This is a genomic window from Maritimibacter sp. 55A14, assembly GCF_003122205.1.
Lineage (GTDB): Bacteria > Pseudomonadota > Alphaproteobacteria > Rhodobacterales > Rhodobacteraceae > QEYE01.
The window spans coordinates 86,016-106,266 of record NZ_QEYE01000009.1 but is presented as its reverse complement, the minus strand read 5'-3'; the positions used below and the strand labels follow the sequence as shown (position 1 = coordinate 106,266).

Below are 20,251 nucleotides of genomic sequence, written 5' to 3'. Positions count from 1 at the left end.
GGGGTGATTTCAGTTGGTGCGTTTCTCGGCCATCTCGGCGCGAATCTGCTGGCGAAGCAGGTCGATGGGCACGGATTTCCCGTCGCGCCGGAAACACCAGTAGGTCCAGCCGTTGCAGCTTGGCGCGCCTTCCAGCGCCGCGCCCACCTGATGGATGGAGCCCTTGACGCTGTCGGCGATCAGCGTCCCGTCGGCGCGCACCTTGGCCGTCTTGCCACCGGGCGAGGTCAGTACCTCACCGGGGCGCAGCATGCCGCGTTCCACAAGCTGGCCGAAGGGCACACGGGGTTCGGCCCGCTTGGAGGTGCTGACCTCAAGATATTCACGGTCGTATTTGCGCGCCGCGGCGATGCGACGTTCCGCGACCTCGCGATAGGCGGCCTCGCGTTCGATGCCGATAAAACGGCGGCCCAGTTTTCTGGCCACCGCACCGGTGGTGCCGGTACCGAAGAACGGGTCCAGAACCACGTCGCCGGGATCGGTGCTGGCCACCAGAACCCGGTGAAGCAGGCTCTCGGGTTTCTGCGTCGGATGCGCCTTTTCGCCGGCCGTGCCCTTCAGGCGCTCATGGCCGGTGCAGATCGGAAGCACCCAGTCCGAGCGCATCTGCACCCCTTCGTTGAGCGCCTTCAGCGCCTCGTAGTTGAAGGTGTACTTGCTGCTCTCGGATTTGGCGGCCCAGATCATCGTCTCATGCGCATTGGTCAGCCGCTTGCCGCGGAAATTCGGCATCGGGTTGGATTTGCGCCACACCACGTCGTTGAGGATCCAGTAGCCCGCATCCTGAAGGCTCGCGCCGACGCGGAAGATATTGTGGTAGCTGCCGATGACCCAGAGCGCACCATCCGGTTTGAGCAGGCGCCGCGCAGCCTTCAGCCAGGCGCGGGTGAAGTTGTCATAGATCTGGAAACTGTCGAAAGCGTCCCAGTCGTCGTCCACCGCGTCCACGCGCGAATTGTCGGGGCGGTGCAACTCCCCCTTGAGCTGAAGATTGTAGGGCGGGTCGGCGAAGATCAGGTCGATCGAGTTCGCGGGCAGGGATTGCATCACCTCGATGCAGTCGCCAGCCAAGATCGTGTCCATCGGAAGCCCCTTGGCCCCCGTTTCAGGGTCGCGTTTCGCCATTTCTGCCTCTCGTCCCGCGCTTTGCGCTTCTTGTTGCGCCAAGAATGAGTCATCGGCGATTCGCGGTCAATTTCTTTTTTGAATCAAGAACTTATAAAAACATCTTGCTACAAGATATTGTATACCGGCTTGAATGATCGTCTATGGTGTGGGGTGACACCGAGGCTGGTCAGCGCCGCCAGATGTGCCTTCGATCCGTATCCGGCGTTACGCTCCCAGCCGTAGCCGGGAAACTGTTGCGCCAAATCCACCATGATGCGGTCGCGCGTCACCTTGGCGATGATCGAGGCCGCGGCGATGGAGAGAGCGCGCGCATCGCCCTTGACCAGGGCGTCGGCCCGGCAAGGCAGATCGGCGGGCAAGAGGTTGCCGTCGACGAGCAGGTGATCGGGCGCCGGGGTCAGCCCCGCGACGGCCCGGCGCATCGCGAGATGGGAGGCATGGAGGATGTTGAGCGCGTCTATCTCGGCGACGCTGGCATGGGCGACCGAGACCAGCGCGACCTGCGCGATTTGGAGTGCCAGCACCTCGCGGCGCTTCGCGCTCAGCCGCTTGCTGTCGTCGAGCCCGTCGGGGATGCAGTCCGGATCGAGGATAACCGCAGCCGCGGTGACCGGCCCGGCCAGCGGGCCGCGCCCGACCTCATCCACCCCGGCCACGCGGGAGGCGCCCAGCGCGCGAACGGCGCTCTCGAAGGAAAAATCCGGTCCCGGCATGGTCAGAGACAAGGACATTACGGCGCCGGACGCAAGATGAAAACGGGGCCCCGTAGGGCCCCGCTCCTACACGTTCACTCGTTAAGAAACCTCGATCAGCGGCGATGGCGGCGGTCCCGGTCGAACCGATCATGGCGGTCGAAGCGGCGGTGACGGTCGAAACGGCCGTGGCGATCATGGCGCGTAAAACGGCCGTGACTGTAGTGGCGCGGGCGATAGTGCCGATTGTAGGCGCGGCGCGGCGGATAGCCATAGTTGTAATAACCATAGCCGCGGTCCACACGTCGGCGGTCCTTGTCGCGCGAGTTCGCCACGGCGGCGCCCAGGATGGCGAGCGCGGCGACCCCGGCGACGACGGCGGCGGTATCGCTGTCGGCACGGGCGGGCGTGGCCGTGGCGGTCATGCCCCCGAGGGCAAGCGTCGCGGCCAGCATCATTGCGGAAAAGGTCTTGAACATGGGTCGGTCCTTTCTCTCGGTCTTCCATCTGCACCCGTCGCGCAGGGGCGTTTTCCTGAGTACCGGATGCAAACGGGCATGTGCAGCGTCGATGGATCAAAGATGGGGCCGGCCCCCGCGGATAGGCAATATCGGCGCGCTGTTATCGGATAACAGTCGATTGGCAACCGGCTAACAGCTTGCGGATATTGTATAACCGGGGATTATTCCGCATGTTCACCACATGTTGAAACGCATACTCATATCCTGTGCGATCATATCGCTCTGCATGGCCGCCACGTCCGCGTCGGCGGACTGCTATGCCGATTACAAGGCGAAGAAGGACGATCCGCTGCGCCTGCATTACGGCGTGGTGCAACTGCCCGACAGCGCCTGTGGCAGCCGCGGCGCGGCGGAATCGGCCACGGCGCAGCGCATTGCGCGCGGCGGGTGGACATTGTTGAAGGTCGTGTCGATCTTCGGGCCGGAAGGGCTTGATCAAAGGAAAGCGAGTGCCGGAGACTACTTCCTCAGATACTGACGCGCCGCGCCGCATATCGACCGGCAACCGCGTCGTCTATGGCGGGCTCGCGGCGGTGGTGCTGATCCTGTTCGGTGCCGCGCTTTTGCTCTTCCTGAACCTGCCCGACGCCAATGCCTTCAACACGCGGGTCGAACGCATCTTCATCGAAAATTCCGACATGACGGCGGGACGCGAGATCAAGCTGCTGGAGATCCTCGCGCAATCCGGCACCGCCTTTTCGGACACGCTGGCCAGCTACCGTTTCGTGATCTTCGTGTTACTGGTCTTCGCCACCGCGCTGCTGGTCGCCGCGCTGGTCTTTCTCTTCACCATCATCACACTCAACCGCCGCATGTCCGAGATCGAGCGCACGGGCATCCAGATCAACAGCCTGCTGCTGAGCCGGGAGGAACAGAAGGTCTTCCTCAACAGCATGGAGTTCACCCTGACCGAAGCCAGCTACGAGGCGCTGGCGGTACTGTGCGAAGCGCGGCTCGACGACGACATGCTCTCGGGTGTGGAGATCGAGGCGATGATCACCGGCAAGGACCGCGCCGATTGCGACGAGGCCGCGGGCGCAACCCGCATCAAGCGGCTGCGCGACCAGTTGGGCAACCAGATCGTCAGCGAACTGCTGGTCAAGAACATCAGCCGCAAGGGCTACATGCTGGCGATCGACAAGGACGTGATTAGAATTCTCTGACCGCTCAAAGCTCCAGGAAATACGGGTCCACGCGACGCCAGAAATGCAGCAGGTAGCGGGCCCGGACCGGGGTGGGCCCCATCGCCTCCAGCGCGTAGACATCGGCGGCCAGTAGCGCCGAGAGCTTGTAGCCCAGCGCATGGGCGCGGTGGCTCTCGCCATCGGAACCGAACATGTCCTCGATCTCGGCGGCGGCGGAGGTCAGCGCGAAGATGAGCTTCAGCGCGGACTCGCCGGGCCAGCGCTGCACCATGTCGCGCACCAGGGCCCGGCGCCGCGCATCGCTTCCCGACAGAAGTTCCGCGATTGCATGCTCGGTCATCGCATCGAGCGCCGATTTACCCATGACACATCACACCCAGGTCCCTTGCCTCCAATGCCACAGCTTGCGCAGGCATGCATTAACTATTCGCGAAGACGGGACAGGCGGAATGGCGACCCCGACAGGATTCGAACCTGTAACCTGCCCCTTAGGAGGGGGCTGCTCTATCCAGTTGAGCCACGGGGCCAGCGCCGGCCCTTCTTGCGGGTTTTGGCCGAGTGGATCAAGGGGGGAAGATCGCCGGGGGAAACGTGCCGGGGGGAGCGTGATTGGCCCTCCGCTCCCCCCGTTCAATTCCGAAATCGCCAGTCAGTCAGAGAGAGCATCAGGACGTTGCGGAACCATTCTGTTAGCGCAAACAGTAATTCGATCCGGCGCCGTGTACAAGCCCCTCCTTTGCCGCTAACACTGAATTTGGCTGCCCCTGCCCGCGACCGGCGCGGGGGCACAGGCGGGAGGGCGCCGTCGTGGCGGAGGACGACAAGTCGCATCTGACATTGCGCGACGTATCGGAAGCGTCGGGGGTCAGCGAGATGACCGTGTCGCGCGTGCTGCGCAACCGCGGGGACGTGTCGGCCAAGACCCGCGCCCGCGTTCTGGAAGCCGCGCGGCGGCTCGGCTACGTGCCCAACAAGATCGCCGGTGCGCTTGCCTCCAACCGCGTCAATCTGGTGGGTGTGGTCATCCCGTCGCTGTCCAACTTCGTCTTCCCCGACGTGCTGACCGAAATCTCCCGCGGGCTGGAGGAGACGCCGCTGCAACCGGTCTTCGGCACCAGCCATTACGATCTCGAGATCGAAGAGAAGGTGATCTACGAGATGCTCTCCTGGCGGCCCTCCGGGCTGATCGTGGCGGGGCTCGAACACACCGACGCGGCGCGCGCGATGATGCGCAATTGCGGCGTGCCGGTGGTCGAGATCATGGATGTGGATGGTTCGCCGGTAGACGCGAACGTGGGCATTTCGCACCGCCGCGCAGGGCGCGACATGGCGCGCACGATCCTGGCGGCGGGCTACCGGCGCATCGCCTATATGGGCACCGTGAAGGCCGAGGATTACCGGGCCGCCAAGCGGCTGGAGGGGTTCGAGCAAGCACTCGCCGAGGCCGGGATACGCTTCGAGATGCGCGAGCATTACGCCGGCGGTTCGGATTTCCGCAAGGGGCGCGAGATGGCCGAGGCGGTACTGGCTCGCGCGCCGGAGGTGGATTTCATCTATTGTTCCAACGACATGATCGGCGCAGGCGCGATGCTGCACTGCCTGGAGGCGGGGATCGACGTGCCGGGCCGGCTGGGGCTGGCCGGGTTCAATGGCATCGACCTGCTGGAGGGCCTGCCGCGGCGGCTGACCTCGATGGATGCGTGCCGCGCCGAAATCGGCGCCGCAGCGGCGCGGATCGTGGCCGCGCGGGCGCTGGGGGAGGGCGACGAGCCGCAGCGGATCGAGTTCGCCCCCCGGCTGATCCACGGCGAGACCCTGCGCAGCCGCTGATCCGGGCTTGATCCCCCCGCGCCGCGCGGTGTACCGCCAAGCCCAACCGTCCCTGGAAAGGCCGCGCCCCATGCAAAGCAGTGCCGCCCACAGTGACAGCGCCACGATCCGCATGGCCGTCATCGCGGTCCTGGCGATCACCGCGCTGCGAGTTCTGGCGCTGGCCTTCAGCCGGATGGACCTCTTCGTGGACGAGGCGCAATATTGGCTCTGGGGGCAGGAGCTGGCCATTGGCTACTATTCCAAGCCGCCGATGGTGGGCTGGGTCATCCGCGCCTTTACCGAACTGGGCGGATCGGACACGGCGTTCTGGATCCGCCTGCCCGGCCCGCTCTTCCACGCTACCGTGGCGCTTCTCCTGATGGCCGTGGCGCAGCGGATGCACGGCGCCGCCACGGGCGCTCTGGTGGCGCTGGCCTATCTCACGCTGCCGATGGTGAGCCTGGGCAGCCTGGTGATCTCCACCGACACGATCCTGTTTCCGTTCCTGGCGCTGGCGCTCTTCTACTGGCTGCGGCTGCTCGACCGGCCCTCGGCCCCCGACGCGCTGCTGGCCGGGGCCTGCCTGGGGCTGGGGTTCCTGTCGAAATACGCGGCCGTCTATTTCCTGATCGGCGCGGCGCTCATGGCGCTGACCCGGCACGACGCCCGGCCGGCGCGCCGCGACGCGTTTCTGGCGGCGCTGGCCTTCGGGCTGGTGATCTTGCCCAACATCGCCTGGAACATCGCCAATGGCGGCACGACCGTGTCGCACACGATGGACAATGCGAGCTGGGTGCGCGACCCGGCCACACGCGCGGGGCTGAACCTCGACAAGCTGGCGGAGTTCCTGGCCGCTCAGTTCATCGTCTTCGGGCCTGTGCTCTTCGGCGCGCTGATCTGGGCCGTGGCGCGCACGCTGCGCGGGGGGGCGGCGCGGGCAGAGGCCGGGCTGCTGTGGTTCGTGCTGCCGATCCTGGCCATCGTCAGCGTGCAGGCCGTGCTGTCGAAAGCCTATGCCAACTGGGCGGCCACCGCATATCTGGCCGGTGCGCTCGTCGCCGTACCGCTGCTGCGCGCGCGGGCGCCGCGCTGGCTGACCGCCTCCTTCGCGATCAACGGGGCGCTGGCCGTGGCGCTTCCGCTGGCCGCCGTCTTCGCCGACCGGCTGGCCTGGGACGGCAGGTTGGTGATGGGCCGGGTGATCGGCCGGGCGGAGATCAGCGAGACGATCATCGAGACCGCGCGGCGCACCGGCGCGCAGACGGTGGTGGCCGCGCATCGCGACATCCTGGCCGATCTCTTCCATACCGGGCGCCAGAGCGGCCTGACCTTCCGCGCGATCCGCGGAGACGGGCGTCCGCGGCACCATTACGAAATGTCGCTAGCCTACGAGGGCGGCGCAGCAAACCCGGTGCTGCTGGCCGAGATCGGGGAGATGCCACCCGCCTGCCCGCATGAGATGGCGCATCAATGGCAGGCCGGGCCCGGCGCCTGGAACGGCTACACCATCACTCTCTGGCTGGTGGAGCCGGATTGCAGCGACCTGGGCCGATTCTAGTAAACCAGGTTGAGCATCAGGAGCGACACCACCAGGAAGAGCACGGTCATGATCCCGCCGCTGCGCAGGAAATCCACCACCCGGTAACCCGCCGGCCCCATGATCAGCGCGTTGACCTGGTGGGTCGGGATGATGAAGGAATTGGAGGTCGAGATCGCGACGGTCAGCGCGAAGACCGCCGGATCGCCGCCCGCCGCCACCGCGATCGAGACAGCCAGCGGCACCAGCAGAACCGTCGCGCCGACATTCGACATGACCAGCGAGAAGACCGTCGCCAGGATCGCGATCCCGGCTTGGAGCGACCAGATCGGCCAGCCATTCAGGAATGTCATGATCTGCTGCGCGATCCACTCTGCCGTGCCGGTATTCTGTACCGCCTGACCCAGCGGGATCAGGCAGGCCAGCAGGAAGACCGTGTTCCAGCCCACCGCGCGATAGGCTTCGTCGATGCTCAGCACGCGGGTCAGCAGCATGCCCACCGCCCCGGTCAGCAGACAGAGCGACAAACGGATATCGGTGAACAGGATCATCGAGAGCGAGACCAGAAAGAAGAAAAGCGCGACACCCACCTTCTGCGGGCGCAACTCGTCCTGCGGGAAATCCGAGGTGACGACGACGAGATCACGGTCGCGCTTGAGCCGCACCAGATTGTCCCAGCGGGTGTGGGCGACCAGCATGTCGCCGGCCCGGAACGGCACCAGCCCGATGGCCGTCGGCGCGTGGTCCTCGGTCTCCACATGGCTGAGCGTCTCCTCGCCCCGGTGGATGGCGAGCAGGCTCAGCCCGTAGGTCTTGCGCAACAGCAGGTCGCGGGGCGACTTGCCGATCAGCTTGGAATCGGGCGGAATCACGATCTCGGCGATGCCGGCATTCGTGGGTGCGAAATCCTCGACGAAGGCATCGAGCTCAGGCCGAACGGTCAACCCGTATTTCTCCGCGAAAGCATGAACCGCTTCGGCCTTTCCGATGATCGCCAGCCGGCAGGGCGCGGCGATCTCGGCGGTCAGGATCTGCACCATCGAAGTCTTGCCGCGATAGAAGGTGGAGATGATGTAGAGATTGTTCTCCAGGTTGATGTCCGCGAGGATCTGGCCCTCCAGCGGGTTGTCCGCAGGCACATCGACCTCGAACACGCTGGCCTTCAGCCCGTAGACCCGTTCCAGATAATCCGAGGTGCCCTGCCCCGACGTCGCCTCGACCTTGACCGGTGCGGCAGGCAGTATCCAGCGCCCGAGCAGCAGGAAATAGACGATCCCGGTCGCGATCAGCACAGCTCCCACGGGCGTCACCGAGAAGAGCCCGAAGGTCTCCATCCGGCGGTCCGGGTCCAGGCCCTCGTTCGCGGTCACGATCAGGTCGTTGAGCAGGATCAGCGGCGAGGAGCCGACCATCGTCATGGTGCCGCCCAGGATAGCGCAAAAGCCCATCGGCATGAGCAGCCGCGACAACGGGATGCCGGTGCGCGCCGAGATGCGGCTGACCACCGGCAGGAAAAGCGCCGCCGCGCCGACATTCTGCAGGAAACTGGAGATCACCCCGACCGTGCCCGACACGATGGGCATGACCCGCATCTCTGTTGTCCCGCCGCGTTTGAGGATCTGCGCGGCCACCTTGTTCATGATCCCGGTCTTGTCGAGCCCGGCGCCCACGATCATCACCGCGATGATCGAGATCACCGCGTTGGAGGCGAAGCCGTCGAAGAGATGGCGGACATCCGCCAGGTTGCCCAGCCCCGGCAGGTAGCTGAGGATGCCCAGCACGACCAGCACCAGGATCGCTGCGAGGTCGATGCGGATCAGTTCCGACACGAAGAGGAAAACCGTGAAACCCAGCAGCGCCACGACGACGCCCATCTCGGTCGTGAAGATCACTTCGGCCATCGTCACCTCCCCCGTTCTTATCGTTGGGAGGAATTGAACCCGATTTTTCGGATTGGATAAAGGGAGGCCCGCGATATCGCGGATAGCGGCAGCGGGCGTCGTGTGGAGGTGACGCTCAACTGCTCCTGCCAAGCAGCACTGAAACTCGTTGATGAAATGAAAGGAACAAAAACGCCGAACGCTCCCCCCCACAGACGCCAAAATAGGCCAATCCGCCCCCGCGGATCTACCGCATGATGGGAAACAGAATGTTTCCACTGCGCGACCCACCGGAAGAACGCGCCCGACCGACCTGAAGCGGCCTTGGCACGAGCCTTCTTCCGGGGCGCGTCAGAAGGCTCTGTTCAACCGAGCCAGGAAAAAAGTCCGGCCATGCCGCAAGCGGCGCAATAACTTGGACATTCTGCACAACGATTCGGGCCGGCGATGTAACTGACACGATCAGAATGGCTCTTCAGGCATCTGGCTGCGGCCAGGCCGTGGCACACCACAATCCTCGTCCACTCAATTGGCCAAATGGCCGGAGGCACTTTCCGCCATGACGATCGAAGGCGAATTTGCGGAACTCCGCGTCAAGACGGCCGGTATGTCCAAGCGGAGATTACGATTGCGAGTAGCGCGAGCCCTCGATATGTTCACTCACACATATCGAGGGAGAGAAAGAAAAATGCCATTGTCAGCCTTGCGCCTTTGGAGTGCCGCGACCTGTCTGGCAATGGCGCTGTACATGGTCCCTGCCGCCGCCAATGCCCAAACCGATGCACCGGTGGTCGCCGCCGCCTCGGATCTCCAGTTCGCAGTGGAAGAAATCGCCGCGGCCTTTGAAACCGAGACGGGCATGGAAGTGCGGGTTTCGACGGGATCGACTGGCAATTTCGCCCGACAAATTCGCGCGGGCGCACCTTTCCAGATATTCATGGCGGCTGACGAGCAATTCATTTTCGACCTCCATCGCGACGGTTTCACCCGGAACCAAGGCGACCTCTACGCGGTGGGCCGGGTGGTGATGGTGGTGCCGAACGGCTCGACCCTTGAAGCTGACGGCAAACTCGACACCCTTGCTGCGGCGCTCTCCAAAGACAAGATCACCCGCTTCGCCATCGCCAATCCCGACCACGCACCTTACGGGATGCGGGCGCGCGAAGCGCTCCGGCACAAAGGCCTCTGGGACGCGCTCCAACCATATATCGTGCTGGGCGAGAACGTCAGCCAGGCGGCGCAGTTCGCGCTGTCGGGCAATGCCCAAGGCGGCATCATTGCCTACTCGTTGGCACTGGCGCCGAGCGTCAGAACACGCGGCACCTACGCACTGATACCCGAGGACTGGCATCAGCCACTGCGGCAGCGCATGGCCTTGCTGAATGGTGCCGGTCCCACCGCCGAAGCGTTCTATGCCTATATCAACGGTCCGTCGGCCAGAGAGGTCATGAAACGTTACGGCTTCGTCCTTCCCGGAGAGTGAGGCATGGACTGGACGGCGCTCTGGCTGTCGCTGCGCCTGGCGGGCTGGACGGTGGCGCTCCTCCTCCCGGTCGCAGTGTTCGCCGGACGGCTCCTCGCCTATCGGGAGTTTCGCGGCAAGGGCGTCACCGAAGCCCTGGTCATGCTGCCGCTGGTACTGCCGCCGACGGTCTTCGGCTTCTACCTCCTCGTCGCCTTCGGCGGGACCTCTCCCATCGGACAGTTCTGGCAGGCGGCCTTCGGGCACCAGTTGGTCTTTACCTTCGAGGGGCTGGTCGTAGCCTCGGTCATCTTCAACATGCCTTTCGCCATCCAACCCGCGCAGCGAGGATTCGAGGCGATCCCGAATGACGTCCGCGAAGCCGCCGCCTGTTGCGGCCTCGGCCCGATGAAGTCCCTGTGGAAAATCGAACTGCCGCTTGCCTGGCCGGGCCTGATGACGGCAATGGTGCTGACCTTCGCCCACACGCTCGGCGAGTTCGGCATCGTCCTGATGCTCGGCGGTTCCATTCCGGGAGAGACGAAAACCGTCGCCATTGCGATCTATGATCGCGTGCAGGCCTTCGACGACCGCAGCGCCGGGATCATGTCGGCCGTGCTGATGGCGATTTCGCTCTTCACCATCACGGTGACGTTCTGGCTGTCCTCCCGCGTCGGGCGGCGTCTCGGGAGAGCGCCATGAACGGTCTCTCCGTCGACCTTGGACAGGATGCGCCGATCCCCCTGGCGGCGTCCTTTTCCTGCGCGACCGGCGAGGTTTTGGCCTTGGTCGGGCCGTCGGGGAGCGGAAAGTCGACGATTCTCAGATCGATTGCCGGCACCTACCGGCCCCAGCACGGGACAGTTCGTGTGAACGATGAGACATGGTTCTCCGATGCCGAAGGGATTCATGTGTCCCCGCAGCGCCGCGCTGTCGGCATGGTGTTCCAGAGCTATGCCCTGTTCCCGCATATGACGGCGCTGGGCAACGTGATGACGGCGATGGGTCGCCTTCCGGCCCGTGAGCAAGACGCGCGTGCCCGTAAGCTTCTGGAACTCGTCCACCTGTCGGGCCTTGAGCGACGGCGCCCTGCGGAGCTCTCCGGCGGCCAGCAACAACGCGTGGCGGTGGCGCGGGCCTTGGCCCGCGCACCCAAGGTCCTGCTTCTCGACGAGCCGTTCTCCGCAGTCGACACGGCGACGCGTCAGCGGCTTTACCGCGAGATTGCCGAACTCCGCCGGGCGCTCAACATGCCGGTGGTCCTGGTCACCCATGACCTTGATGAAGCGGTCATGCTCGCGGACCGGATGGCCGTGCTGCATCATGGCCGAACGCTCCAGGCCGGGCGGCCCGAAGAGGTGACGACCCGGCCGGCCTCGGCCGAGGTCGCTCGGCTGGTCGGTCTCCGCAACCTGTTTCAGGGTACGGTTGTCGGGCATGACCGGAGCGCCCGGACGATCATCGAATGGAGCGGCCGAAAAATCGAGGCTGCCGCGAGGTCCGATCTGGCGCCCGGCCAGAAGGTCTCCTGGGCTGTTCCCGACGGCTTCGTGTTGCTTCACCGCCGCGATCGGCCGTCACGCGGCGAGCATGAAAACCCGGTGCCGGGAATCATCGAAACCATGCTGGTGATCGGACAGACGGCGCATCTGACGCTACGCCCCCGCAACGATCCGGGGCTGCCGCTTCATTTCTCGGTGCCGCTGCATGTGGCGCGACGCAATGGCATCGCCGAGGGTGTCGAGGCGGCGGTCTCGCTGCTCGCCGAAGGCATTCACCTGATGACACCGCCCGCCGCCGCGGAGGCCGGCTGAATGGCCCGGAGAGCGATCGTCAGCGTCTTTAGCGGCGGCACCATTGGTGCGCTCGGCGGTCTCATCGGCCTGGGCGGCGCCGAGTTCCGCCTGCCGGTCCTCGTGGGTGTTCTGAAAATGAGCCCGAAGGCGGCGGTGCCGATGAACCTTTTCGTCAGCCTCGTCACCCTCGTCGCCGCGTTCGTCGGCCGCAGCGCCAGCCTTTCCTTAACCCCGCTACAATCGCTGCTGCCGGAACTCGTCGGCCTGATCATCGGCGGCATCCCGAGCGCGCTCTGGGGCGCGGGGGTCTTGGCGCGCATGTCGGACCATCGGCTGTCGCGGCTGCTTGCCGGCCTGCTGGTGGCGATCGGACTATTGCTGGTCGTTGAAGCGTTCCTTCCGAACGAACCAGCTGGCTTGGCCCCCGCCGAGGCGCTGGCGCGGCTGGCCGTCGGCATCGCCTTGGGGCTCATCATCGGTGCTGCGGCGGCACTGCTCGGAATCGCCGGGGGCGAATTGCTCATCCCCGCCTTCATCTTCATCTTCGGGGCGGACGTGACGACGGCCGGAACTGCGAGCATACTCGTCTCGATCGTGCTCGTACCCACTGCTTTGTGGCGCTATGTTCGCCTCGGTGCGTTTCCGGCGAACACCGACCTCCGCGCGATCGCCGCGCCGATGGGGGTTGGATCGGTCATCGGCGCCATCGCGGGCGGACTGGCCGCCGGCATTTTGGCGCCCTGGATATTGAAGCTCGCCCTGGGGCTCATTCTGATCGCCTCTTCCATCAAGGTCTTCGCCACGCGACATTGATGGAATGGAGTAAGTTCCCCCGGTCCGATGGACACTCCACCCCATCTCTGATGAAACTCCCTAATCGCATGAACCCGACTCTAACGCGCTCGAACCGGTCGAGCACATCGCGAATGTCATCGGTCAGTGCTCTGCCTCCCTTCGTCATAGCGTGAGAGTCGCCGAACCGCCGCCATGCGGACGTTCCGGGCGCAGGGCGACACGGTTAGCGCATGACAAACGGATTCGCCATGGGCGTTTCGGATGTGCTGATCCAAGTCGTCTTGGTTCTTGTATAGTCCAGCACCGCCTCGATCCCCGCTTCCCGCCCGTATCCGGACTGGTTGAAACCGCCAAATGGCGCGATCGGGGAAATGGCGCGGTAGGTGTTGATCCAGCAGATCCCCGCCCGCAGCCGGTCGGACACGCGATGCGCACGCGCCAGGTTCTGCGTGAAGACGCCGGAGCCGAGGCCGTAGGGCGTGCTGTTGGCCAGATCGATCGCCTCTTGCTCGGTGTCGAAGGGCAGAAGCGACATGACCGGACCGAACATTTCAACGCTGAGCGTTGCGGTGTCAGGACCCGCGCATTCAACAAGGGTCGGCGCCATGTACGTGCCCGGACGATCGAGCGCCGCGCCGCCAAACCGGATTGTTGCGCCCTGCGAGCGGGCGGTTTCGAGCGTCTCTTCGATCCGCTGCACCTGTGCCTGGGTGCAAAGCGGGCCGACATGGGTTTCGGGCGAAAGCGGGTCGCCGACGACGATCCCCGCTGTCTTCTCCTCGATCCGCTGCGCCAGTTCGTCGAAGATCGAGCGTTGCACCAGTCCGCGCGACCCCGCGACGCAGCTTTGCCCCGACGCCCCGAAATTTCCCGCGATCAGCCCGTTGGCGGCGCCGTCCAGATCGGCATCCTCGAACACCAGGATCGGGGATTTCCCGCCCAGTTCCAGCGTGGTGACGGCGAAATTCTCGGCCGAATTACGCACCACGTGGCGCGCCGTCTCGGGGCCGCCGGTAAAGGCGATCCGGTCCACGTCGGGATGGCGCGTCAACGGAATGGCGCAGTTCTCGGCATCCCCGGTGATGACCGAGACCACACCGGGCGGAAAACCCGCCTGATCGATCAGCCGCGCCAGTTCGAACATCGGCGCAGGCGCCATCTCCGAGGCCTTGAGCACCACCGCACACCCCGCCGCCAGCGCCGGGCCCAGCTTGGTCGCAGTCAGGAACATCTGCGCGTTCCAGGGCACGATGGCCGCCACCACCCCGATCGGCATGCGCCGTGTGAACACATGCATGTCCGGTTTGTCGATGGGCAGCACCGCACCTTCGATCTTGTCCGCAAGACCCGCGTAATAACGGTAGTAATCCGCGACATAGGCGGTCTGGCTGGCGGTTTCGGCCAGGAGCTTGCCACTGTCGGTGGTCTCGATCCGGCCGAGATGCCGGGCGTTTTCCTCGATCAGATTGGCCAGACGGTAGAGGAGTTTGCCGCGGGCTGTCTGGGTCATGTCGCGCCACGCCGGGTCATTAAGCGCCCGCATTCCGGCGCGCACCGCGCGGTTTACGTCCTCGGGCGCAGCGCAGGCGAAGCTGGCCCATTCCCCGCCCGTGGCCGGATTGGTCGAGGCCATGACTTGTCCCTTGGCGCCTTCAGTCCAGTGGCCATCTATGAAAAGCTGGTAATGCGGCTTCTGTTCCATTGGTCCTCACTGAAATGCGGGCATCACGTCGTCGATGAAGCGCGCCAGCGAGGCGCGTTTGCGCGCGGTCTCCATTCCGGAATCGACCCAGAAGGCGAATTCGTCGTAACCAAGGTCTTCGTAACGCTTGAGCCGGTCAATCACATCCTGCTTGGTACCAAAGACCAGATCGCGCTGCAGCTTGTCCGGCGCGATCATGTCGTTGGCGGCGATCTCGGACTCAGACAGGGTCTCGATCAGGCCCTGGCTTACGGGCCGCCCATTCTTGAACCAGGCAAAGAAATAGGCGTAATAGCGCGCGATGTCGCGCGCCGCGCGTGACACGTCATCGGCATCGGAGCCGACATAGGTGTGCTGCAGCAGCATGATCTTGGGACGTGGGCCGTCGTAGCCATCACAGGCGGCATTGAAGCGGCCCATCAGGGTTTCCACCTCGTCCATGCCCTGCCACAGCGGCGTCACCTGGATGTTGAACCCGTTCTGCACGCCGAATTCGTGGCTGTTGGGATCGCGCGCGGCAATCCAGATCGGCGGCCCATCGGGCTGAACAGGCTTCGGGGTGGACGTGGTGGATGGAAACTCGAAGTAACTGCCCTTGTGGGAGCAATCGCCTTTCCAGAGCTGCGGCACAAGCGGGGCCATTTCGCGCATCCGCTGGCCGGCGTCCCAGGCATCGAGTCCCGGCATCAACCGCTCATATTCATAGCTATAGGCTCCACGCGCGATGCCCAACTCGATCCGTCCACCTGTAATCTGATCGGCCGAGGCGGCCTCTCCGGCCAGTCGGATCGGGTGCCAGAAGGGCGCGATCACCGTGCCGGTGCCCAGGCGGATGTTTTTGGTGTGATGCGCCAGATCGACCAGCGGCAGGAACGGGTTCGGCGCGATGGTGAATTCCATCCCGTGATGTTCGCCGGTCCAGATCGCACGCATTCCGCCCTCGTCGGCCATTTTGCAGAGGTCAAGGAAGTCCTTGTAAAGTACATCATGCGGCTGATCGGGGGTCAGGCGCTCCACATGCGCGAATAGCGAGAACTCCATGGGGTCTCCTTTCAAGTTCGATGCGTGTCGCCCGCGCCTTCATCGCCGAGATACAGCGTGAAGGACCGGGTCCAGGTTTCGAGGGCAAAGCGGGCCATCATCGTCGCGATGGCCGGCGTCGTGTATTCGAGCGCGGGAAGATCGGCGGGCGCGACGCAACGCCATGGGCCGGTCTCGCGCGGCGCGGCGCCCGTGGCCAGAACATAGGTGTGATGCGCCGAAAGCCCGCGGTCGTCGAAGGCCGAATAGATACGCCCAAGCTCTGCTTCTATCCTGCGCGCGGCGAGTCCTTTGGCCAGGCATTCCAACTGGTTGGACCGCCCCTGCGCGGTGATCTGGGGCGGGCGCAGGCCTCCGGGTGTCTCTTCCAGGAGGATACCCGCCGGGGTTTCTATGATTGCCCCGACAACCGCACCGTGCGTGATGCTCTCGCTTGCCGCCCGCTCCAGCCCGAGGCTGAAATAGCGCCCCTCGGCATAGCCCAGGCCGGAGTCGCCGCCATGATCGAAGTCCATGACCTCGCCCAGAAGGATCGAATGATCGCCGGCGGGGATCGCTTGATGCGTCGCACAGGAAAACCGCGCCACGGCGCCGCGAATGAACGGGATGCCATGCAGGTCGAAGTCATGCGGCACCCTGGCGAAGCGGTCCCCCTTAAAGCTGGCGAAGGTGTTCGAGACGTCCTCCTGCCCTTCGGCCAGAATGCTGACCGCGAAATGCGTGGCGCCATTAAAGGCGTCGAACGACGACAGGAACTTGCCCGGACAGACCAGCAAGAGGGCCGGGTCGAGCGACACCGAGGTGAACGAATTTGCCGTGAACCCCACTGGCGTTCCATCGGGCGAGCGGGTCGTGACCACGGTGACACCGGTCATGAAACGGCCAAATGCGCGGCGCAACTCGGGCGGGTTGAAATTCTTCATGGCTGACACTCCGAGGCGAAGTCCAGGAGCTTGCGATTGACCGCATCGGCATGGGTCATCGGCATCATGTGCGCCGCCAACGCGATCACCTCGGCGCGCCCGTCGGGCACCAGCGCCGCCATGGCGCGCGACATTTGAGGCGTTGAATTGGGCTCCTCGCTCCCGGTCAGGAAAAATGCCGGCATGCGCAGGGATTCGAGCGCCCCCGCCGGCGGGCCGTCCTCCGCGGCGAAGACCGAATAGGCGGCCTTGTATCCGGCGGGATCGCAGTCCTTCAGCCAAAGCTCGCAAGCCGCGCGCTCCACCGAGGGCGCATCGCCGAACCATCGGGCAAGCGTGCCGGTCGGGTCCGCAGCCTGCATACCATCCAGCGCGGCCACCCGCGTGGTGACCGCCTGTTTCGCCTCGGCGCCGCGCCGGAAGATCGCATTCACCGCCATGACCCCGCGCAGTCGCTCCGGGTATCGCGCCGCCAGGTCGAGGGCGATCATCGCCCCCATGGAATGGCCCGCCACGACCGCCGGCTCGTCCAGGCAGCCCAGCACGCGTTCGGCGTAACCTTGCAGGTCGGTCAACCCCTCGGCCATCGGGCCGTCGCCATGGCCGGGCATGTCCGGGGCGATCACACTGAAGCCTCCGACGGTCAGCGCGTCGATCTGCCGGGCCCAGGCCTCTGCGCGCAGCCCGACACCGTGCAGCAGGACCACCCGTGGTCCTCGCCCCGCGACGATCGCGGCCAGCGGGCCGATCTCAGACCGCGGCCGGGTTGTCCAGGTCATGGCCCAGATCCTCCAGATCCTGGTAGCGGTCTCCGATGCGGTGATGCGGGCGGCCAGTCTTCGCCGCGCCCAGCACCACCACGATTTCGTCGGCGCGCGGCGCATCGGGAATGGCGAATTGGATCGTCAGGTAATGCGACCGCCGTCCGGCATCGTTCTTGTCCATCAGCGGCACCGTGATCGGGGCATTCGCCCCGCCGCGCGTGTTGGTGAAGGCCAGATAGGATTTCGCCTGCACCGCCTCGCGGTAATGGTTGCCGAACCGCAGAGTGTGGATCAGACCCGAGGCATGCTCGACCTCACCATCGAGCCCCACCACGGCGGCCTTGCCATAAGCCTCGATCCTGTCGCCGCCGCCCGCCAGCGCGATCATCCGCTCGGTCAGCAGCTTGCCCAGCACGGGGCCGTAGGCGTGGATTTCGGGCTTCAGGTCCTCGACATAGCGCCCGGCCCAGGGGTTCCGCACCACCGCCGCCACCGCGAACATGCGCCACGACGTCTCGGCCGCGCGGAAGCCTTCGATCAGCACCTCTTCGTCATACGTCACGATTTTCCGGATATCGGGCTGCATGGATGTACTCCTGTTCGTCGCCCCGCTTTGTCCGGCAACATTGCGGTTTTGACAAACGAAAGAACTTCAGGCTTATCTATTAATAAGACTAATGCCTGGATTGATCATGAGCCGATCTCTGCCCCCGCTCACCTGGTTTCGCGCCTTCGAGGCCGCCGCGCGGCACTTGAGCTTTACGGCTGCCGCCGCGGAGATCGGACTCACGCAATCCGCGGTCAGCCAGCAGGTCAAGGCACTGGAGACCCGGCTGCGCGTCGCCCTTTTCACCCGCCGGGCACGCGGCCTCGCGCTGACCGATGACGGGCGCCGCCTGTTGCCACAGGTGGGGGCGGCGCTGGAACGGCTGGCCGCGGCCACGGACCTGTTCGATGCCGGGCCGCCGAACGAGATCCTCACCGTTGCCATGTCCGTCAGCATGGCCGAGTGGGTTGTCGCGCCTCCTCTCGCCGGTTTCACCGCCGCCCATCCGGGTTTGCGACTGCGCATTCTCAGCACCATCTGGCCCGATGATTTCCACAGCGCGATGGCCGATGTGGACATCCGCTTCGGATCGCAGAGGCAGGTGGGCGACGGGGCACAGGAACTGACCCCGAACCGGCTGGTCGCGCTGAAATCCCCATCGCTGCGCGGACCGCTCGCCAATGCCCCGCTGATCGAGACGGTCGGCACTTCGGATGGCTGGAAAAGCTGGGGCAAGGCCGCCGGTCTCGACGGGTTGAGCCCCTCACTTTTTGCCGACAGCTACGGCACGGCGCTGCAATTGGCGGCTCATGGCAACGGCGTGGCCCTCGTCAGCGAAATACTGGCCGGGCATGCCCTTGGCTCGGGCCGTCTCGTCCGAGCCCACGCCGAGTCGATCCCCGGCAAGGAGGGTTACTATTTGTCGGTCAATCAGCACTCTCAGGCGGCGCATGACTTCAAGGTCTGGCTCCTTGGGCAGATCGGGGCCATTCCGAACAGCAGCAATCGCATGAAGTCCTAAGGTCCGGGCCCAGTCTCCAGTATCCGCCAGTTCGGAAGACCTCCCTTGTGACACCGTGCATCTGGTTGCGCGCTTATCGGTCGGTGCAACTCTGTTGATGTGACCGCCCCCGACGGCATCAATGTGCCAATGTGGGTCTGCGATGGTCAACAAAGGATGACGGTCATGTCGGAGATTATCACTCTAACCCGTTATTCTTGATGTGGATCGTGCCCCTCACCACCTGCCGGTCATCGCCCCGCGCTTGCCCCTGGATCCGTGAACGAACTGCCGCCGCCGGTCCATCTGCTCGTCGGTCGGTCAGAAATGTCCGCTGATGCCACGGCTTCAAACCCGAAACCCCGGCCACGGCGGCGGATGGAGATCAACACATTTCCGCGCCTGTGCCATATTTTCGAACCTTTCCGGCCCTATGCAACTTTCAGTGGAACCTAACAAAGGCCGCCGAAATGAAGCTGATAATCCAGATACCGGCCTTGAACGAACAGGAAACCATCGCGGAAGTCATCGAGGCACTTCCGCGGAAAGTGCCCGGTTTCAGCAGCGTCGAGGTGCTGGTGATCGACGACGGCTCGACCGACCGAACGGTAGAGGTCGCCCGGAAGGCCGGCGCGGACCATGTGTTCCGGATGGGTTGCAACATGGGCCTGGCACGGGCCTTTTCGGCCGGCCTGGAGGAAGCGCTCGCACTCGGTGCGGACGTGATCGTGAACACCGATGCCGACCATCAGTATTGCGCGGCGGACATTCCCGCGCTGGTGCGCCCGATACGCGAAGGCGAGGCCAAGATCGTGGTTGGGGCACGCCCCATCCACGACAACGAGAGCTTCTCGCCCGCCAAGAAACTGCTTCAGCGCTTCGGAAGCTGGGTCGTACGCCGGTGCTCGGGCACCGACATACCCGACGCGCCAAGCGGCTTCCGCGCCTTTTCCCGCGATGCGGCGGCGCGGATGTGCGTCATCAACACCTATACCTACACGATCGAAACGATCATACAGGCAGGCCGCAAACGCATTCCGATCACCTCGGTTCCCGTGCGCGTCAACCGCGTCGAGCGCCCCTCGCGGCTGTTTCGCGGCACGGGGGAATACGTCCGGCGCTCGGTCGCAACGATCCTGCGTGTCTTCGTACTCTACTCGCCGCTGCAGTTCTTCTCACTGTTGGCGGCCGTTTGCGCGCTTCCGGGTTTGTTCGGTGTAGCGCGGTTTCTCTTGTTTTACATGGCCGGTGCCGGAGGCGGCCATGTCCAGTCGCTCGTTCTGTCCAGCGCTCTGCTGGCGATGGCGATGGTTCTCATGGCGATCGGAATCCTTGGCGACATGGTCGCCGCGAACCGGACCCTGCTGGAGGACATTCGCGCCCGTGACCTGTTGGGGGCGGAGCAACGGCGCAAATACGAGGGCAAGGTCGTCAAGCTGATGGATGCCTCCTGAAGACACGACCGCCATTCACGCCATCCGCCACACGCAGCCAGAGTCGCCGGGC

The 20,251-nt window shown here is 64.8% G+C and carries 20 protein-coding genes and 1 tRNA gene; 10 read left to right on the top strand and 11 right to left on the bottom strand.

The window, feature by feature from the left end; genetic code table 11:
- Window positions 1-9: 9 nt before the first annotated feature.
- The 3 genes from DDZ14_RS09550 to DDZ14_RS09540 form a co-directional block, all read right to left on the bottom strand.
- A complete protein-coding gene (locus DDZ14_RS09550; protein WP_109424737.1) occupies window positions 10-1,125 on the bottom strand; it encodes a site-specific DNA-methyltransferase in 1,116 nt (371 codons plus the stop codon).
- A gap of 107 nt (window positions 1,126-1,232) precedes the next feature.
- Window positions 1,233-1,841, bottom strand: coding sequence for a ribonuclease HII (locus tag DDZ14_RS09545; RefSeq protein WP_109424736.1), 609 nt, complete (start codon window positions 1,839-1,841; stop codon window positions 1,233-1,235).
- 95 nt (window positions 1,842-1,936) lie between these two features.
- On the bottom strand, window positions 1,937-2,299 hold the full coding sequence (locus tag DDZ14_RS09540) for a hypothetical protein (RefSeq protein ID WP_109424735.1): 363 nt from the start codon (window positions 2,297-2,299) through the stop codon (window positions 1,937-1,939).
- Between the two features lie 223 nt (window positions 2,300-2,522).
- On the opposite strand from DDZ14_RS09540, the gene DDZ14_RS09535 reads away from it, so the two are divergent.
- The gene (locus tag DDZ14_RS09535) at window positions 2,523-2,819 is read left to right on the top strand and encodes a hypothetical protein (RefSeq protein ID WP_109424734.1); all 297 of its coding nucleotides are present in this window, start codon (window positions 2,523-2,525) and stop codon (window positions 2,817-2,819) included.
- A complete protein-coding gene (locus DDZ14_RS09530) occupies window positions 2,791-3,504 on the top strand; it encodes a response regulator transcription factor (RefSeq protein ID WP_109424733.1) in 714 nt (237 codons plus the stop codon). The genes DDZ14_RS09535 and DDZ14_RS09530 overlap by 29 nt, the downstream gene beginning before the upstream one ends.
- A gap of 4 nt (window positions 3,505-3,508) precedes the next feature.
- On the opposite strand, the gene DDZ14_RS09525 is transcribed toward DDZ14_RS09530, so the two are convergent.
- Both DDZ14_RS09525 and DDZ14_RS09520 read right to left on the bottom strand, forming a co-directional pair.
- Window positions 3,509-3,850 (bottom strand): hypothetical protein, encoded by a 342-nt coding sequence (locus tag DDZ14_RS09525; RefSeq protein WP_109424732.1) that lies wholly within the window; start codon window positions 3,848-3,850, stop codon window positions 3,509-3,511.
- Window positions 3,851-3,936: 86 nt separating this feature from the next.
- Window positions 3,937-4,013, bottom strand: a tRNA-Arg gene (locus tag DDZ14_RS09520).
- A 280-nt stretch (window positions 4,014-4,293) separates the two neighbouring features.
- Here DDZ14_RS09520 and DDZ14_RS09515 point away from each other — a divergent pair.
- Window positions 4,294-5,316, top strand: a complete 1,023-nt coding sequence (locus tag DDZ14_RS09515) for a LacI family DNA-binding transcriptional regulator (RefSeq protein ID WP_109424731.1) — start codon at window positions 4,294-4,296, stop codon at window positions 5,314-5,316.
- Window positions 5,317-5,386: 70 nt separating this feature from the next.
- The gene (locus tag DDZ14_RS09510; RefSeq protein ID WP_109424730.1) at window positions 5,387-6,856 is read left to right on the top strand and encodes a glycosyltransferase family 39 protein; all 1,470 of its coding nucleotides are present in this window, start codon (window positions 5,387-5,389) and stop codon (window positions 6,854-6,856) included.
- Here DDZ14_RS09510 and DDZ14_RS09505 read toward each other — a convergent pair.
- Window positions 6,853-8,736: an SLC13 family permease gene (locus DDZ14_RS09505; RefSeq protein ID WP_109424729.1), complete on the bottom strand. Its 1,884-nt coding sequence runs from the start codon at window positions 8,734-8,736 to the stop codon at window positions 6,853-6,855. The two genes, DDZ14_RS09510 and DDZ14_RS09505, sit on opposite strands and share 4 nt — an antisense overlap.
- A 538-nt stretch (window positions 8,737-9,274) precedes the next feature.
- On the opposite strand from DDZ14_RS09505, the gene modA reads away from it, so the two are divergent.
- From modA to DDZ14_RS09485, 4 genes are read left to right on the top strand one after another with little or no spacing between them, the layout of a single operon-like run.
- Window positions 9,275-10,198: a molybdate ABC transporter substrate-binding protein gene (gene modA / locus DDZ14_RS09500; RefSeq protein ID WP_199221325.1), complete on the top strand. Its 924-nt coding sequence runs from the start codon at window positions 9,275-9,277 to the stop codon at window positions 10,196-10,198.
- Window positions 10,199-10,201: 3 nt separating this feature from the next.
- The gene (modB, locus tag DDZ14_RS09495; protein ID WP_109424727.1) at window positions 10,202-10,879 is read left to right on the top strand and encodes a molybdate ABC transporter permease subunit; all 678 of its coding nucleotides are present in this window, start codon (window positions 10,202-10,204) and stop codon (window positions 10,877-10,879) included.
- Entirely contained in the window at window positions 10,876-11,991 is a 1,116-nt protein-coding gene (locus DDZ14_RS09490; RefSeq protein ID WP_109424726.1) for an ABC transporter ATP-binding protein, read from the top strand. Before modB ends, DDZ14_RS09490 begins: the two co-directional genes overlap by 4 nt.
- On the top strand, window positions 11,992-12,786 hold the full coding sequence (locus DDZ14_RS09485) for a TSUP family transporter (protein ID WP_109424725.1): 795 nt from the start codon (window positions 11,992-11,994) through the stop codon (window positions 12,784-12,786). It abuts the gene before it with no gap.
- Window positions 12,787-12,991: 205 nt separating this feature from the next.
- On the opposite strand, the gene DDZ14_RS09480 is transcribed toward DDZ14_RS09485, so the two are convergent.
- From DDZ14_RS09480 to DDZ14_RS09460, 5 genes are read right to left on the bottom strand one after another with little or no spacing between them, the layout of a single operon-like run.
- Entirely contained in the window at window positions 12,992-14,470 is a 1,479-nt protein-coding gene (locus tag DDZ14_RS09480; RefSeq protein WP_109424724.1) for an aldehyde dehydrogenase, read from the bottom strand.
- Window positions 14,471-14,476: 6 nt separating this feature from the next.
- On the bottom strand, window positions 14,477-15,511 hold the full coding sequence (locus tag DDZ14_RS09475; protein ID WP_109424723.1) for an LLM class flavin-dependent oxidoreductase: 1,035 nt from the start codon (window positions 15,509-15,511) through the stop codon (window positions 14,477-14,479).
- Window positions 15,512-15,522: 11 nt separating this feature from the next.
- The gene (locus tag DDZ14_RS09470) at window positions 15,523-16,434 is read right to left on the bottom strand and encodes a flavin reductase family protein (protein WP_109424722.1); all 912 of its coding nucleotides are present in this window, start codon (window positions 16,432-16,434) and stop codon (window positions 15,523-15,525) included.
- On the bottom strand, window positions 16,431-17,213 hold the full coding sequence (locus DDZ14_RS09465) for an alpha/beta fold hydrolase (RefSeq protein WP_109424721.1): 783 nt from the start codon (window positions 17,211-17,213) through the stop codon (window positions 16,431-16,433). The genes DDZ14_RS09470 and DDZ14_RS09465 overlap by 4 nt, the downstream gene beginning before the upstream one ends.
- Window positions 17,185-17,784: an amino acid synthesis family protein gene (locus tag DDZ14_RS09460; RefSeq protein ID WP_109424720.1), complete on the bottom strand. Its 600-nt coding sequence runs from the start codon at window positions 17,782-17,784 to the stop codon at window positions 17,185-17,187. The genes DDZ14_RS09465 and DDZ14_RS09460 overlap by 29 nt, the downstream gene beginning before the upstream one ends.
- 106 nt (window positions 17,785-17,890) lie before the next feature.
- On the opposite strand from DDZ14_RS09460, the gene DDZ14_RS09455 reads away from it, so the two are divergent.
- Window positions 17,891-18,766 carry a LysR family transcriptional regulator gene (locus tag DDZ14_RS09455; RefSeq protein WP_109424719.1) on the top strand — a complete coding sequence of 292 codons (876 nt, stop codon included), beginning with the start codon at window positions 17,891-17,893 and terminating at the stop codon, window positions 18,764-18,766.
- A 449-nt stretch (window positions 18,767-19,215) separates the two neighbouring features.
- The gene (locus DDZ14_RS09450) at window positions 19,216-20,199 is read left to right on the top strand and encodes a glycosyltransferase family 2 protein (protein WP_109424718.1); all 984 of its coding nucleotides are present in this window, start codon (window positions 19,216-19,218) and stop codon (window positions 20,197-20,199) included.
- The last annotated feature ends 52 nt before the right edge of the window (window positions 20,200-20,251 follow it).